The 14263-nt window shown below is 59.6% G+C and carries 16 protein-coding genes and 1 pseudogene; 6 read left to right on the forward strand and 11 right to left on the reverse strand.

Going from position 1 to position 14263, the window contains the following annotated elements:
- Positions 1 to 13 precede the first annotated feature (13 nt).
- Genes NDN16_RS18695 through NDN16_RS18725 form a run of 7 tightly spaced genes read right to left on the reverse strand, consistent with a single transcriptional unit; the run spans position 14 to position 5308 of the window.
- On the reverse strand, positions 14 to 664 hold the full coding sequence (locus NDN16_RS18695; RefSeq protein ID WP_251114972.1) for a DsbA family protein: 651 nt from the start codon (positions 662 to 664) through the stop codon (positions 14 to 16).
- Positions 661 to 1110, reverse strand: a complete 450-nt coding sequence (locus NDN16_RS18700; RefSeq protein ID WP_251114973.1) for a disulfide bond formation protein B — start codon at positions 1108 to 1110, stop codon at positions 661 to 663. The genes NDN16_RS18695 and NDN16_RS18700 overlap by 4 nt, the downstream gene beginning before the upstream one ends.
- Positions 1111 to 1112: 2 nt before the next feature.
- The gene (locus tag NDN16_RS18705; protein ID WP_285292832.1) at positions 1113 to 1769 is read right to left on the reverse strand and encodes an SCO family protein; all 657 of its coding nucleotides are present in this window, start codon (positions 1767 to 1769) and stop codon (positions 1113 to 1115) included.
- A complete protein-coding gene (locus NDN16_RS18710; RefSeq protein ID WP_251114975.1) occupies positions 1766 to 2317 on the reverse strand; it encodes a copper chaperone PCu(A)C in 552 nt (183 codons plus the stop codon). Before NDN16_RS18710 ends, NDN16_RS18705 begins: the two co-directional genes overlap by 4 nt.
- Entirely contained in the window at positions 2308 to 2901 is a 594-nt protein-coding gene (locus NDN16_RS18715; protein WP_251114976.1) for a methyltransferase family protein, read from the reverse strand. The genes NDN16_RS18710 and NDN16_RS18715 overlap by 10 nt, the downstream gene beginning before the upstream one ends.
- Positions 2898 to 5018, reverse strand: coding sequence for a heavy metal translocating P-type ATPase (locus NDN16_RS18720; RefSeq protein ID WP_251114977.1), 2121 nt, complete (start codon positions 5016 to 5018; stop codon positions 2898 to 2900). The genes NDN16_RS18715 and NDN16_RS18720 overlap by 4 nt, the downstream gene beginning before the upstream one ends.
- A 59-nt stretch (positions 5019 to 5077) precedes the next feature.
- Positions 5078 to 5308: a heavy-metal-associated domain-containing protein gene (locus tag NDN16_RS18725; protein ID WP_251114978.1), complete on the reverse strand. Its 231-nt coding sequence runs from the start codon at positions 5306 to 5308 to the stop codon at positions 5078 to 5080.
- A gap of 67 nt (positions 5309 to 5375) precedes the next feature.
- Here NDN16_RS18725 and NDN16_RS18730 point away from each other — a divergent pair, with 67 nt between their 5' ends.
- Together NDN16_RS18730 and NDN16_RS18735 are read left to right on the forward strand one after the other, a co-directional pair.
- Positions 5376 to 5798 (forward strand): MerR family transcriptional regulator, encoded by a 423-nt coding sequence (locus NDN16_RS18730; RefSeq protein ID WP_251114979.1) that lies wholly within the window; start codon positions 5376 to 5378, stop codon positions 5796 to 5798.
- Positions 5799 to 6105: 307 nt separating this feature from the next.
- Positions 6106 to 6885, forward strand: coding sequence for a heparan-alpha-glucosaminide N-acetyltransferase (locus NDN16_RS18735; protein WP_251114980.1), 780 nt, complete (start codon positions 6106 to 6108; stop codon positions 6883 to 6885).
- A gap of 126 nt (positions 6886 to 7011) precedes the next feature.
- Here the strand turns inward: NDN16_RS18735 and NDN16_RS18740 are convergent, their stop codons facing one another.
- From NDN16_RS18740 to NDN16_RS18750, 3 genes are all read right to left on the reverse strand, one after another.
- Positions 7012 to 8031, reverse strand: coding sequence for an extracellular solute-binding protein (locus NDN16_RS18740; protein WP_251114981.1), 1020 nt, complete (start codon positions 8029 to 8031; stop codon positions 7012 to 7014).
- Positions 8032 to 8209: 178 nt separating this feature from the next.
- Positions 8210 to 9142, reverse strand: a complete 933-nt coding sequence (locus NDN16_RS18745; RefSeq protein WP_251114982.1) for a cation diffusion facilitator family transporter — start codon at positions 9140 to 9142, stop codon at positions 8210 to 8212.
- Positions 9143 to 9177: 35 nt separating this feature from the next.
- Positions 9178 to 10632: an FAD-dependent monooxygenase gene (locus NDN16_RS18750; protein ID WP_251114983.1), complete on the reverse strand. Its 1455-nt coding sequence runs from the start codon at positions 10630 to 10632 to the stop codon at positions 9178 to 9180.
- Between the two features lie 99 nt (positions 10633 to 10731).
- Here NDN16_RS18750 and NDN16_RS18755 point away from each other — a divergent pair, with 99 nt between their 5' ends.
- The gene (locus tag NDN16_RS18755) at positions 10732 to 11322 is read left to right on the forward strand and encodes a TetR/AcrR family transcriptional regulator C-terminal domain-containing protein (protein WP_251114984.1); all 591 of its coding nucleotides are present in this window, start codon (positions 10732 to 10734) and stop codon (positions 11320 to 11322) included.
- Positions 11323 to 12290: 968 nt separating this feature from the next.
- Here the strand turns inward: NDN16_RS18755 and NDN16_RS18760 are convergent.
- A complete protein-coding gene (locus tag NDN16_RS18760) occupies positions 12291 to 12521 on the reverse strand; it encodes a heavy-metal-associated domain-containing protein (RefSeq protein ID WP_251114985.1) in 231 nt (76 codons plus the stop codon).
- A gap of 245 nt (positions 12522 to 12766) precedes the next feature.
- Between NDN16_RS18760 and NDN16_RS18765 the strand changes: the two are divergent.
- The 3 genes and pseudogenes from NDN16_RS18765 to NDN16_RS18775 form a co-directional block, all read left to right on the forward strand.
- A pseudogene (locus NDN16_RS18765) lies at positions 12767 to 12895 on the forward strand (IS3 family transposase); the annotation flags it as partial.
- A gap of 205 nt (positions 12896 to 13100) precedes the next feature.
- On the forward strand, positions 13101 to 13655 hold the full coding sequence (locus NDN16_RS18770; protein WP_251114986.1) for a hypothetical protein: 555 nt from the start codon (positions 13101 to 13103) through the stop codon (positions 13653 to 13655).
- Between the two features lie 31 nt (positions 13656 to 13686).
- Complete coding sequence (locus NDN16_RS18775; protein ID WP_251114987.1) at positions 13687 to 14142, forward strand: DUF6985 domain-containing protein; 456 nt, start codon at positions 13687 to 13689, stop codon at positions 14140 to 14142.
- Positions 14143 to 14263: the final 121 nt, after the last annotated feature.

Genomic DNA, 14263 nt, shown 5'->3' on the forward strand with positions numbered 1-14263 from the left:
TTCAGCCGGTCTTTCAGGACGCCTTGGTTTTGTCGATCTCGGCAACAATGGCGTTGTAAAGCGGCTGCGGGCCGAACTCCGCCGGCTCGGTACCATTCACAAAGAAGGTTGGAGTCCGTTCGACACCGACCGCCTGAAGATCCGCTACGTCCTGCTGAAGCACGGCCTCGACCTCCGGCAAGGCGGCATCCGCACGGGCACGAGGAAGGTCCAGTCCCGCCGTCCCAGCGATCTCCCACGCCTTTGCCATATTGGGCGCGCCGTGAACAGCCCATTCCGGTTGCCGTTCAAACAAGGCGTCGAGGACGGGCTCGAAGCGATCCTGACGTCGTGCGGCCTCGAGGATGCGCACCGCTTCGTCGGACCCCTCATGCAGCGGCGTGTAGCGCAGCACCAGGCGCAGATCGTCCGGATGCCGTTCCAGCATTTGGTTCAGGATGGGGTGAAAGGCTCGGCACGCCTCGCAAGACGGATCGAAGAACTCGACGAGCGTCACCGGCGCGTCGGTGTTGCCGACGATCGGCGAGTGCGGGCGCACGAGCTGGTTGCCTTCGGCGGATAGCGAGGCCGCTTCGGGCTGGTTACGGCGGTAGAGGACGGCACCGCCTCCGAAGGCCGCAAGCGCGACAAGGGACGCGGAGACTATGAAACGGCGACGGTTCATGAGCTTGGGGCCTTTCGTGAGAAGACAAGCAAAAGGGTAATGGCGGCAAAGGCGCCGAGCGACAGGAAGGGGAGCGGCAGACCGCCAAAGATGGTCATGTCGGCGCTGGCACAGGACGGACCCGCCCCGCAGGGCTCGATCGCTTCCGGGATCACGCCGGCATAGAGAAGGCTGTGAAAGCCGGCGATGCAGAGACCGGCCACGGCCAGCGGCAACGCGTAGATCCGCGCCGCGACATCGCCGCGATAGGCGGCGATGCCGAGGAGGATCGCCAACGGGAACATTGCGATGCGCTGGTACCAACACAGATTGCAGGGGGCCTGCCCCATGACCTCGCCGACAAACAGGGCGCCGAGGGTTGCCGCTGTCGCGACGAGCCATGCGAACAGGAACGGCATTCCGGTCGCCGGCACCTTCTGCGGATGGGAGGGGCTGACCACGGCCATGGCTATGCGCCTCCAGCGGCCATGCCGCGGGCGCCATCAAGCAGCCGTTTGATCTTCGTCATGCGGACCTCCGCCGGCTCGTCCTTGTCCAGCGTTCCAAAGAAGGCGCCCTCTGCGTCGTAAAGGTAGACACCTGCGGAATGGTCGACCGTGTAATTGTCGCCTTCCAGCGGCACGATTTCGCGATAGGCACGAAACACGGTGAACGCCTTTTCAATTGCATCGTCGCTGCCGGTCAGGCCGACGATGCGCGGATCGAAGGACTCAAGATAGCGGCCCAGGATGTCCGGGGTGTCTCGGACTGGATCACCGGTAATCAGCAGCACTTGGATATCGTCCCCCTGCCCGCCATCCGCATCAAGGTCCGCCAGTGTTACCGAAAGCTCGCCGAGTGTCATCGGACAGATGTCCGGGCAGTGCGTGAAGCCGAAGAAGACGGCTACCGGCTTGCCCCGGAAGTCGCTCCAGTTGCGCAGTTTGCCGGTCTGGTCGATGAGTTCGAACTCGCCGCCGATTGGTATCACCGTGTCTTGTGCCACCGCCACCGGCTGCTGCTGCCCGGTCGTGGTCCCGACCCATCCAAACTGCGCGCCGACGACCATCAGGGCGACGCCGGCGACGGCACCCCACAAGGCGATGCGAACCGTCCGCAGCTTCATTGCGTATGTCCTTGATGGTCGTTCGCGGTAGGTACTCGTGCGCTCAGCCCTTGTACTGCGAAGGTGACGTCGAGGGTGCCTGCGCGCTCGAACACCAACGTTCCGGAGAACGCTTCATCCGCCTTGATCGGGACTTTCAGCCCAGTAAGCATGATATGCGTGCCCATCGGCTTCAGCTCGATAGTCGTGCCGGGCTCGATCAAGACACCCTCCGCGAGCCGGCGCATGCGGGCCACCCCGCCCTGGCTCTCCGATGTGTGGATCTCGAAACCTTCGGAGACTGTCGAACTTCCGCCGATCAGTCGGTCGGGTTCTGACCCTTTGTTGGTGATCGTCAGATAGGCGACGCCGACGGGGGCCATGGGAGGCGTTTGGCGTGACCAGGGATGGTTGATGGTCAGGTCGCTGACCACGAATTCGTGTGCCGAAACGCTGAATGTCATGGCGGCAAGCGCGAGGAACGCGCCAACAATATTCCCGCGTCTCCGATGCCTCGTTCTGCTCAAACCAGTGTCTCCATCGTTCATCGTTCTGTCCATCAGATCCATCGTCGGACCTCGCGCTTGTAGCTGCGATATACGTCGCCGAAGGCCCCTTCGAGGAAGCGTTCCTCGTCGCGGACCTGAAGTTCACACGCCAGCCAGAAGCAAATAGCCGCAGCGATCATCGGGGGCGACAGCACGGCGATCGAGAGGCCGAGCGCCATTGCGAGCATCCCGACGAAGACCGGGTTGCGGGAATAGCGGAAGAGGCCGCAGGTCACCAGTTCGTCAGGTGCGGTCGTCGGCACGCCGACGCGCCAGCGGCGCCCCATGTCGGTCTGTGCGATCACGATGAGACCAAGACCGCAGGTGGCGATGAAGAGGCCCAGCGCCTGATGCGCAACATGCTGCGACAACGGCTGCAAGCCGGGCCATGCGATCCGAGCCGCAAAGGCAGCGGCGGCAAGCAATCCGCCGCCGACGCCAAGACGGAACAGAAACTGCGCCGTGCGCTGACGCCGCGTGCCGCCGAACCCATAGGCGTTGATCCCGATCGCCCGCGAGGTACGCCGCGTGGCAAGGAGCAGCCACAGGCCGACCAGCACGAGCAGAACGACGGGTGCGAATCTCAAGACGGCGTCTACCGTCATGCCGGCTTCCAGCGCAGAAGCAGCATGGCGTTGGCGGTCACGATCACCGTCGCGCCGGTGTCGGCGAGAATGGCGGGCCACAGGCCGGTGATGCCAAGGACTGTGGTGACGAGGAAGACCGCCTTCAGTCCGAGCGCGATGGTGATGTTGGTGTAGATGTTGCGCATCGTCGAACGGGAGAGCGCGACGAGATCGGCAACGTCCGACACGCGGCCGTGCAGGACGGCGGCGTCCGCGGTCTCGAGCGCCACGTCCGTGCCCCCGCCCATGGCGATGCCGACGTCGGCGGCGGCGAGCGCCGGGGCGTCGTTGATGCCGTCGCCGACCTTGCCGACCTTCGAGCCATCGCCCTGAAGCTCGCGCACGATGCGCTGCTTGTCCTGCGGCAGGAGCTCGGCGCGCACCTCGATCCCGAGATCGCCACCGATCGCCTCGGCCGTGCGGCGGTTGTCGCCGGTCAGCATCACCGCCCGGATGCCGAGAGCGGCAAGCTTGGCGAGACCTTTCCTGGCGTCCGCGCGCGGCTCGTCACGCAGGGCCACGAGGCCGATCGCCTCGCCCTTCACAACCAACACCGAAACCGTCTTGCCCTCGCTGTTCAGCGCATCGATCGTCTTCTGACGCTCCGTATCGATCGTCGCCCGACTGGCCGCTGCCTTCGGTGAGCCGAAGAACACCATCTCGCCGCCGACATTGCCGGAAATTCCCTCGCCCGCGACGGCTTCCGCCATGAAGGCGGGCGGGACCGGCACGTTCTCCGACTTCGCGGCATCGAGGATTGCCAGCGCCAGCGGATGGCTCGAACCGCGCTCCAGAGCGGCAGTGATCGAGAGCACCGCACCGCGCGAGCGTGAGAAGGCGATGACGTCCGTCACCTTCGGCTTGCCTTCGGTCAGCGTGCCCGTCTTGTCGAACGCGACGGCGGTGAGGTCTCGCAGCCCCTCCAGCACGGCGCCGCCCTTCATTAGAAGACCACGGCGGGCACCGGACGCGAGGCTCGCCGCGACGGCCGCCGGCGTCGAGATCACAAGCGCGCAGGGGCAGCCGATGAGGAGAAGCGCCAGGCCCTTGTAAATCCATTCCGACCAGTCGCCGCCGAAGAGGAGCGGCGGCACGACGGCGACGAGAGCTGCCAGCACCACCACGAACGGCGTGTAGATCTTCGAGAACCGGTCGATGAAGCGCTCCGTGGGGGCCTTGGCCTCCTGCGCCTCCTCCACCAGCTTGACGATGCGGGCGATCGTGTTGTCGGCGGCCGTCGCGGTGACGTTCACGCGCAGGACGCCCGTCGTGTTGATCGTTCCGGCGAAGACCGGATCCTTCACAGTCTTCATCTTCGGCACGCTCTCGCCGGTGACGGGCGCCTCGTCGACCTCGCCGGTTCCCTCCACAACCTGGCCGTCCGCCGCGATCCGGTCGCCCGGACGCACGAGGATGACGGCGCCAGGCTGAAGCTGATCCGCGAGCACCTCGCGCGTTTCGCCATTCTCCTCGACAAGCGCGGACTTCGGCACGAGATCGGCCAGCGCCGCAATGCTGTTGCGCGCACGACTTGCGGCCAGCCCCTCAAGCATCTCGCCGATCAGGAAGAGAAAGACGACGGCGGCGGCTTCCTCCGTCGCGCCGATGATCACCGCGCCAACCGCGGCAACTGTCATCAGCATTTCAATCGAAAAGGGCGTACCGAAGCGGGCCGCCGTGAAGGCGCGTCTCGCCACGGGAACGAGACCGACGAGAAGCGCCAGGATGAAGGCGACGCGCTCGGTCTGCGGAAACAGGTGACCAACCGCATAAGCGACAATGAGCGCCAAGCCGCAAGCAAGCGTCGCCTGGGTTTTGCTTGCCTGCCACCACTTCTGTTCCGGGAATTGTGTGGCCTTTCCATCCCCTTCGGCGGAGGCCGGGGCTGCAACAAATCCCAATTGCTGGACCTGACGAACGACGGCTTCGTTCTCGACACTGCCGTCATGGCTGACCGTGAGGGACTCAGTCGGATAGGACACTGCGACGTCGGCGATCCCCGGCATACGTCGCATGGCCGTATCGATCTTGGCGGCACACGCGCCGCAATCCATGCCCGTGACGCGAAAGCGCGTCTGAACCAACGTTTCGCTCATCTCGTATTCCTTTTCGGGAGGACTTGTTCTGCCAATCCCGTCAGTCAGCGAAGAAAGGCTTAGAGTCCCTTCGCCGGCGAGACGGTAAACCCAAGTCCCTCGACGGTCTGACGGATCGCGTCTTCCGACACACGACCGTCGTGAAGAACGCCAAGCATGGTGTCCGGGTAATGAAGCGAGACGTCCTGAACGCCATCTAGCTCACGCAGCGCCTTGTCGATCTTTCGACTGCAACCGGCACAGTCCATGCCAGACACGTCGAAGGTCGTTGCGGTGGTTTGCGTATCCATGTCGATCTCCTTGTTTAAGGTTGACAGAATGCGTAAGACCTCAAGTGGCTAGAGGAGCAAGGAAAAAATGAACATTGGTGTGACGATCGGTGAAGCGTCCCGGGCCAGCGGGATCAAGGTCCCTACGATCCGCTACTATGAGGAAATTGGCTTGTTGCCGTCACCGTCGCGGACGGAAGGCAACCGGCGGCTATATGACTCTTCGGACCTCTTGCGCCTGCGGTTCATTCGGCATGCCCGGGAACTCGGATTTGAAATCGGTCCCATCCGAGAGCTTCTGGCACTAGCTGGAGAGCCGGACAACCCGTGCGAAGACGCGGATCGGATCGCGGCCGCACATCTTGCCGACATCGATCACAAGATTGCCCGTTTGACCGCGCTACGGGTCGAAATCGCTCGGATGACCGAATGTTGTCAGTCCTGCATTAGTGAATGCCGCGTAATCGAAGTCCTCGGCGATCATGGCGAATGCATTTCAGAACACCACTGAGACCGATCGCTGTGATGACTTGCGCTAAGGTCTCTGTCAGCAACTGAAAGATTGCCCTTAGGCGAAAACCGCCCAACCCCCGAGCAAAAATAATCAAAGGGTTGCAGGAGACCTTCCGTGGCGCTGGACACCTAGAAGGTCCCGATAACCATCGGTCATCACGGTGACGATGTAGCCAGACGTGATGTCCAATTGAGATCGATGAGAGCTTCGACGGCGGAGAGCGCACGACTGCGGATCGTGCTTGCTCCTCATGCCGCTAGAGAGGCTACGCGTGTTCTTGAGATCGAATCAATCTGGGGAACGAATGGGGACGACGGCGAACTTACAGCCAACGGCTAGGCGGCAGCACACGCCTGCCATCTCACCGGGCCGGATTGCTCTCCTCGATGCTTGGCGGGGCGCCGCGATCATCGGTGTCGTGCTCTATCATCTTGGCTGGGACCTCAGTTTCTTCGGCTATGCCCCGCCTGACATGATGTACTACGATCCCATGATCGTTTTCGCCCGGACACTGGCGGGCTCGTTTATGTTTCTCTGCGGCGTCGGGCTGGTCCTTGCTCACAGCAAGGCTTTCGACCAGAAGGGTTTCATCCGGCGTCTTAGTAAGATTGCCCTCTCGGCGCTGGCGATCACCGTTGTAACCGTCCTCCTGATGAGTGACGTCTTCGTCTATTTCGGCATCCTTCATGCGATCGCTGCATCCTCACTCCTTGGCTTAATATTCCTCCGCCTCCCGATCGCCGTCATTGTGTGCGCTGCCATCATCGTACTGCTCTTAGGCCTAAAGTTTCAGTTTGAGGTGTTCGATACGCGCTGGCTTGCCTGGATCGGTTTCGCATCCAATCCTCCCTCGTCCAACGACTTTGTTCCTCTGTTCCCCTGGTTCGGCATAGTTCTTTTCGGAATCGCAGCTGCTCGGCTATCTGAGAAGCATCGCGAACTCTACGAGTGGGTTCGGTTACCGGCGCCCGGATGGCTAGTCTGGATCGGTCGCCGAACTTTGTCGATTTATTTGCTACACCAACCAATTCTGTTTGCAGTAATCGGCGGCGCTACCTTAATTTATAACAAGTATATTATTTAATGCAGAGAGAGAGAGAAAGGTTGTATATTTCGTTAGAAAGACATATCTTGGCGGCAGCATTAAATTTGTATCGTAGCTGCGATGCCGCCGCCGGAACACTGGCGGCGGCACTCTAAACTAACCCACTTAATCGTCGAAAACAACTTTCTCGGCCAGCTCTGCTGCACTTGCACGCCGACTAGCGATCGTTGTTATTGGCGTGGGGTCAATGCTGAACGTCCCAAATTCCGCAACGATCGGGTCTAGGTCGACACCTTCGCGCACTGGATACTCATAGTTGGCCCGGGCATATATTTCCTGCGCATTCTCTGACACCAAGAATTCAACAAGCTCAACCGCGACATCTCTGTTAGGCGCATTTGCAGCAATCGCTGCGCCCGTGATGTTTGCTTGAGTGCCGCCGCCCTCGAAAGTGGGCAGGATAACCTTGATCGCCTTGGCCCATTCTTCCTGTTCCGGGCCGCCGGCGCCGCTGCGCATGAGGCCGACATAATAGGAATTGGCAATGCCGATGTCGCAGATGCCGCCCATGATGTCGCGCGCCACATCCCTGTCACCGCCGCCGGCCTTGCGGGCCAGGTTAGCCTTGACGCCTTCGAGCCAGGTCTGGGTCGCCTCGCTGCCATGATGCGCGTCGTAGGCTGCGAACAGCGCCGTGTTGTAGGGATGCTGCCCGGAGCGGATGCAGACCTTGCCGCGCCACTTAGGGTCGGCCAACTCTTCGTAGGTGAAGCTGTCAAGATCGAGATCCTTGGCAGCATAGAGCACCCGGGCTCTGGCCGAGAGGCCGAACCAGTTGCCGTTTGCATCGCGCAGGTTTTCCGGAATCGCGCTTTCCAGCGTCTCGGACGTCACGGGCTGCGTCAGGCCCTTGTCGACGAGGTCGACGAGGTTGCCAAAATCGACCGTCATCAGTACGTCGGCGGGAGAGCTCTCCCCCTCGCTGGCAACGCGTTCCGCAAGGCCGTCCTTAAGAAAGATAGTGTTAACGGTGTTGCCTGTTTGCGCTTGGAAAGCGTCGATCAAAGGCTGCAGCAAGCCGGGTTCGCGCGTCGTGTAAAGATTAACCTCCGCTGCCGATACAGTGGCAGCACCAGACGAAACGCACACGCCGCATAGCAAGGCCTTAATTAACGATTTGGCCATAAATTACTCATCTTCAGGTAGGGTCTGACAACCGCCCGAGGGTACTCAAGAAACAGGATATTTCTTGTCAACTTTTGGTGTTTCAGGATCGATCGGACTTAGCTTCTGATGCCTCGCTTGCGCATCTGTGAGTTTGATGTGTTAGGCACTTGCATTTTAAAATTCTAGCTCTTCAATTTCATGGGATGCGAGCATCCCTGACAGCCAGGCTGCCACGCGGATCGACCTGAACCGTCACATGGTCGATCGAATATGTCTCTTTCAGTCGTTTCTTGACCAGACCGGGCAGAAGCAAAGGCTCCACCCCTTCAGCCGGGGTCACGTGAACCGTCGCCACGACGCTTTCGTCGGTCAATGTCCAAGCGTGAAAATGCCCGGCCTCGTCAATATCCGGTATCGATGCCAAATCGGCTTCGAGCTTACGCGCATCAAGGCCACGCGGCACCGCCTGCATTAGAACGCGAATTGAGTCCGACACCAGCCCCCAAGCGGAGCGGACAACAAGGAGGGCTACTAGTATTGAGAGGATTGGATCGAGAACAGACCAACCGGTTAACATGATGCCAATGGCGGCGGCGATGGCTCCGACCGAACCCAACAAATCACCAATTACGTGCAGGAAAGCGCCGCGCAGATTGGCATCGCCCTTGTTGCCGGATGAGAGAATCCACGCACCTGCTAGGTTGACCAGCAAGCCGATGACCGCCACGACAAACATCGGACCGGCCATCACCTCGACAGGCTGATTGATGCGATTGACCGCCTCCCAAGCGATCCACGCAACCAGAAGCAGCAGCGAGGCACCATTGGCCAAAGCCGCAAGAACGCGGACACGATGGTAACCATAGGTTCGCGAGAAATTGGCAGGCCGGCGCGCCATGCGATAGGCGATCAGCGCTAGGAGCAGCGCGGCAGCGTCGGAAATCATGTGGCCGGAATCGGCGATCAGCGCCAGCGAACCTGAAATCCAGCCGCCTATGGCCTGAATGACGGCATAGCTGGCAGTGAAAATCAGGACAAAGCGAATACGCCTTTCATTGTCGGCGGTCACGACCTGGGTATGGTCGTGGCCATCGCCTGCTTCATGTCGATGTTCGACGGGTTCGCTCATGGCCTGCTTCTTCCCACCTTCGCCCGGCCCGATCATCAGAGCCCAGAAAACGCTGCTCGTTCCGCTATACTGGCAACGTAGCCATCTGGACGCACCAGAACGGCTCCGATGTCCGCGAGAGCGGCATGATCGGCCGCCTTTGCGGTGACATAGCGGATGTCGCTCTGTGCAAGCCACTCCGGCGCGGTCGCGCCCGCTCCAGCGACAAAGGCGATATGCAGCCATTTGCCGTCCGTCATAAGGTTGTATATCGAACTCTGCGTCCCCGCGATTGATATATCCGCATCGGGAATGCGAACTCCTTCCGCCAGCCGTCTTTCGGATTGCGCCTTGATGGCTGCGGCCCCATACGCAACGTCGAAGCCAGACAGCTCGCCCGCCAGCAACTGATTGACGGCCGGAATTTTCATCAGTGTGCCGAGCGTCCTGCGCAGTGCCAGCGTCGCTGGGTCGAAACGCGTGATGAGGCCCACCTGAGAAAGCGTGTTGGCGTAAAGCGCCTCGCCGACGGGTCGCCTATCGCGGGTGTAGCTTTCCAGCAGCGACGTCGGGGCCCCTTTCCGAACGACGGCCGCCAACTTCCAGCCAAGGTTCATCGCGTCCTGCAAACCGACATTCATGCCCTGCCCCCCCATCGGGGCGTGGATGTGTGCGGCATCGCCTGCAAGCAGAATCCGCCCTTTGCCATAAACGCTGGCCAGCCGCGTCTCATCGGTAAAGCGAGACATCCAAATTGGATTACGCGGGGCGAAATCCTGGCCGGTTATCCGCTCCGTCGCTTCCACCAGCGCGTCCAGCGTCACCGGTTCCGTTCTGGGCAGGTGCGTCTGCTGCGGATCGACCAAAACGATGCGATGGTGCCGACCATCGCCGAGTGGGGCAATCATAGCGAGGCCGCGCTCGTTCGTGACCGCCACGACAGGTGCCGATGGTGGAGACCCAAGCACGACATCACCGAGCAAGAATGTATTGCTAGCTTCGAGGCCTTCGAAGTCGATTTCTGCCTTGTCCCGCACGATGGAGCGGGCGCCATCAGCACCGACGACATAATCGGAAACAAACCCTTCACCGTCCGTTGCGACGTCCACATGACATCGCCCCTCGCTCACAGCCGTCACCCGCACACCGCGCCGGATGTCGACGCCAAGGTCGCGAGCCCGCTCTTCAAGCAGCGCCTCCGTAGCCGCCTGCGGAAGAAATAGCGTGTATGGGAAGCGCGTATCAAAAGGCGAAAAATCCAGTCGCGTATCGATTACCGCATAATGCCCCGTCGGCAGGGGCCGCCCCTTCGCAAGCAGCCGGTCTGCGAAGCCGCGCATTGCGAATAGTTCCAACGAGCGCCCATGAATCGTCAAGGCGCGGGATTGTGCTGTCCGTTCGGCACGTCGTTCGATGATAGCGACATCGAGGCCGGCGAGTTTCAGTTCGCAGCCTGTCCATAACTCTACTGGTCCGGCACCCACAATCACAACGTCAAATTGATTTTTCATGCGGCAAACTCCAATCTAACGTTGTTAGCTTATCTAACAGTGTTAGAGAGTCAATACGAGCAAAGGGGGAGTGCCGTGAAGATTGTAAGGGAAGACGTTGTGACAAAGGCGCTTGCCCTTCTCGACGAGGTTGGAATTGAAGGCCTAACGATGCGCAAGCTCGCTGAAGCCCTCAAGGTGCAGGCCCCATCGCTCTACTGGCATTTTCCCAAGAAGATCGCCCTGCTGGAAGCGATGGCCGACGCCCTGCTCGAGCCTGTGGGGCGCGGGCTCCCTGAGGCTCAACCGTGGGAAGAACGGTTGCGTGTGATCGCCGGCGATCTTCGCCGAGCGCTTCTGTCACGCCGGGATGCTTCCCGCGTCTTCGCCGGCACATACGTGCCAAACGAGAACACCCTTCGCGTCGGCTCGCTCATTCATGAATGCCTCGTTGCCGCCGGTCTGGATGATCGGCGGGCAAGTTGGGGTGTCTTCACCTTTTCACACTTCGTGACGGGCTTTGCGATCGAGGAGGAGGCGCTGAGGCAGATCGACGCCGAAACAATGGAGAAGTCGCGCTCGCAGGCCAGGCATTTGCTGGTGAAATACCCCCTCGCAGCCATCGCCTTGACGGAAATCACCGTCGGCAATGCGGACGAGCGCTTTGCGATGGGGCTCCAGGTAAATATTTACGGTTTTAAGGCACTTTAACAAACGTCAGCAGCGCGCAACGCATTGGAACACGCGCAGCGACGTCAAAGACATTCCTTATGATCCTTTGGTGAGCCGAAATGCGGTTGCAGGCGGGATATTTAAAATGGCGGTTCCAAGCCGTTCGGTGTCAAGTTTAAAATCTGAGCGTATTTGGCTAGGGATGGGGCAAAATGGGCCATAGGTAAATTAGTAAAGCTCAGATTTAGCTGTGATCCTAGAACTAATCAATTCTATTATCTTAGACACTTCATTTATTAAGATAGGGAGCAGCGGTGGCTCAATAGCAGAAAAATTAAATTTTTTATATTTCTCTATTCCAATTTTTGATAGATCGAATGCACTGCCGCAGTATATCTGTGTCAACAGATATTTATGAGATAGTATTTCTTAAAAATTATCATTTAACTATACAATCTTCAAGTTATGTTGCGGTACGCCGAATTTAATCATTGCATCGGTGAAGGCTTCGGTACCGGGGCCGAGTTCCAAAATGCGCCCTGATGATATGCTGATCTTTGCTGTCATAAGACGAGTAAGCTGGTGACCGGACGGGATTGCCGAGCCCGTTTGTCCAGGGCGCTTTAGCCACTGCCAAAAGAAGGAATAATTTCGACGACCTCCCGGTTCTGCGTGAGGTGATGCAAGCGTTTCCCTAGACGCCTCTTTAGACCTGATGGCATTACAGGACCGGCGTGATCCATTAGTAGCTGCTGGGGTGCTGTCGACTCGTGACTTCCTGTTCGAAGCATTGGTCTCTGCATCACGATCAGCATCTGGAAATGGTTTCGTGGATATTTGCTCGTACTGAGTTGAAAGCAATTCGTTTGCTACTCCCTCAAGTGGCTAGAGGATCAATGCGCAAAATTAGTGAATAAAAAACTATTGATCGAGAGGAGTCCTAGGTACAAATTTTTGATTTTTTATTGTTCACTAGCAAGCCTGAACGCACCTTGCCGAGCGTCCGTTCAGGCGGATTTCGTAACGTCTATACGGAAACCCGCAGCCTCAACTGTCGATACAATTAAGGCTTGAGTTACACTATCATTATGAAGGACACCGAGTGTCGGATCAGGGTAGCGCAGCGACACGTCCCGGACACCAGAGACAGCTTTCAAACTCGCTTTTATTTTATACTCGCACTCTTCACAGTCCATCCCCCATACGGTTCCGGTCGTGGCGATAAATTGTCCGGCCATGTCAGCTTCCTTTGCTCAACTGTGTTGACCATTTTGGATCCTCAAGTGGCTAGAGGAGCAAGTGGGAAATGAACTTAGAGGTGTCCAGTGATGCGGCTTCGCGGGAGCGCGGAATAAAAGCTCCAACAATGCACTATTATGAGGAGATCGGGCACCGACACAAACGGACGAGCACAGGTGTGGTCTGCCCCCTGAAAGGTGGTCTTTCCTGAAGTAGGCTTTTGAGCCGATGGTGGATGCCAGGAATGCCGCAGAAGAAGCACAAGCCCGAGGAGATCGTCGCCAAGCTTCGGCAGGTTGACGTGTTGCTCTCGCAGGGCCGCCCGGTGACGGAGGCGATCCGCACGATCAGCGTGACGCCGTTCACGTATTGGCCTCCGTGCATTATTCGGACACGGATTCACGGTAGCGAATATTCGCATCCTGTCTGAAGGCTAAGGACGGCTGTCGACCCAAGTCAATCTTTTGAGCGAACCGCCCTCGATCCGGAAGCCGCCGTTTGGCTGCGCAGTCGTAGTCATGTAGCATTCCCCCAATACGTGGCGGCGCAACCGACAGAGAATGAATGTAGGAGAGGCGATGACGACGCTAGACGACGCACTCGCGCATCTAGAAACGCACTGCGCCTTTAGTGCCGTGCCGGGCACCGCGTGGACGAATTCGGACTTCGAAACCTACGCGACCAGGTCGGATTTTCGTATTCCGCCCGATCTGGAAGCTCTCCTCCGGCGGGTCGGCACCTGCGCGGCGGAGGAGAATGACGGCTTCGTCGCCACCTACGAGGACGGGACGCGGCTCGTTCACGAGACACAGATGCTATCGACTGACTGCGGAAAGGTTCTCGATCGCCATAGCGCTTTCATCGCCAACGACAGCGGCAGCTCCCGCTTTCCTTTGCCGATGGTGTTCTTCGGCACGGCGGACGCCGGGCAGAACCACCTCCTGATGAACGGGCGGGAGCATAGCGACCGAGCCGTCTACCTCTGGGTGCGCAACGACGATCCGTTCGGCACGGGCGGCAACGCCAGGGGGCTCGGTCGCGTCGCCGACACGCTTTTCGACTTCCTTGCCGGCCTTCACGCTCCCGATGCTTTGGAGGCGCCGGAACAGCCGCATTGGGACTTCAGCCGATGAGACGTCCACGCTTCAACACTCGCTCGACGCCTTGCCCGACCCCGGTCGCGGTAACGTCGCGTTCGCCGAGCCGGGCGAGGTGCCGGTGATCCTGGAGAACGATTCAGGGACGGGCGATGCGCCCGGCCCTGCGATGATCGCAGCGGCACGCTGGCTTATTGCGAACGATGCGGCCATCGAGTGGGCAATCATCGCCACTATTGTCTCCTCGCTGCCCGAACAGACCGATATGCAGGATGGCTTGGAGAAGGACATGAACGAGGCGTGGGATGAGGCGAAGGTGCGCCTGCGGGTCCGCCTTCTCCATATGACGCTACCGGACGTCGCCGGAGAACCGCCCTATTTCGGCGTCGAGTTGGCGTGCTCCTGGGATGCGGAGCACGGCTACGGCATCATGTTCTACGGCACGGACGTGGTGGAATGGGGCGGCGGCGACGTGCCGAACCTGCCCTGGATTGCTGCTCAGCACGCCGAAGGGCGCGGCTGACGACAACTGCGCAATAAGCACGGTTGTCTTGATAACGTCCGCTTCCGGCTCTTCGAGCACCGAAGCAGACAGTCGCCTTTCCACCCGTTCAAGGCATAGCAGGCTCTCATACGCATTGTCG

This window comes from Aureimonas altamirensis, from assembly GCF_023702225.1.
Taxonomy (GTDB): domain Bacteria; phylum Pseudomonadota; class Alphaproteobacteria; order Rhizobiales; family Rhizobiaceae; genus Aureimonas; species Aureimonas altamirensis_B.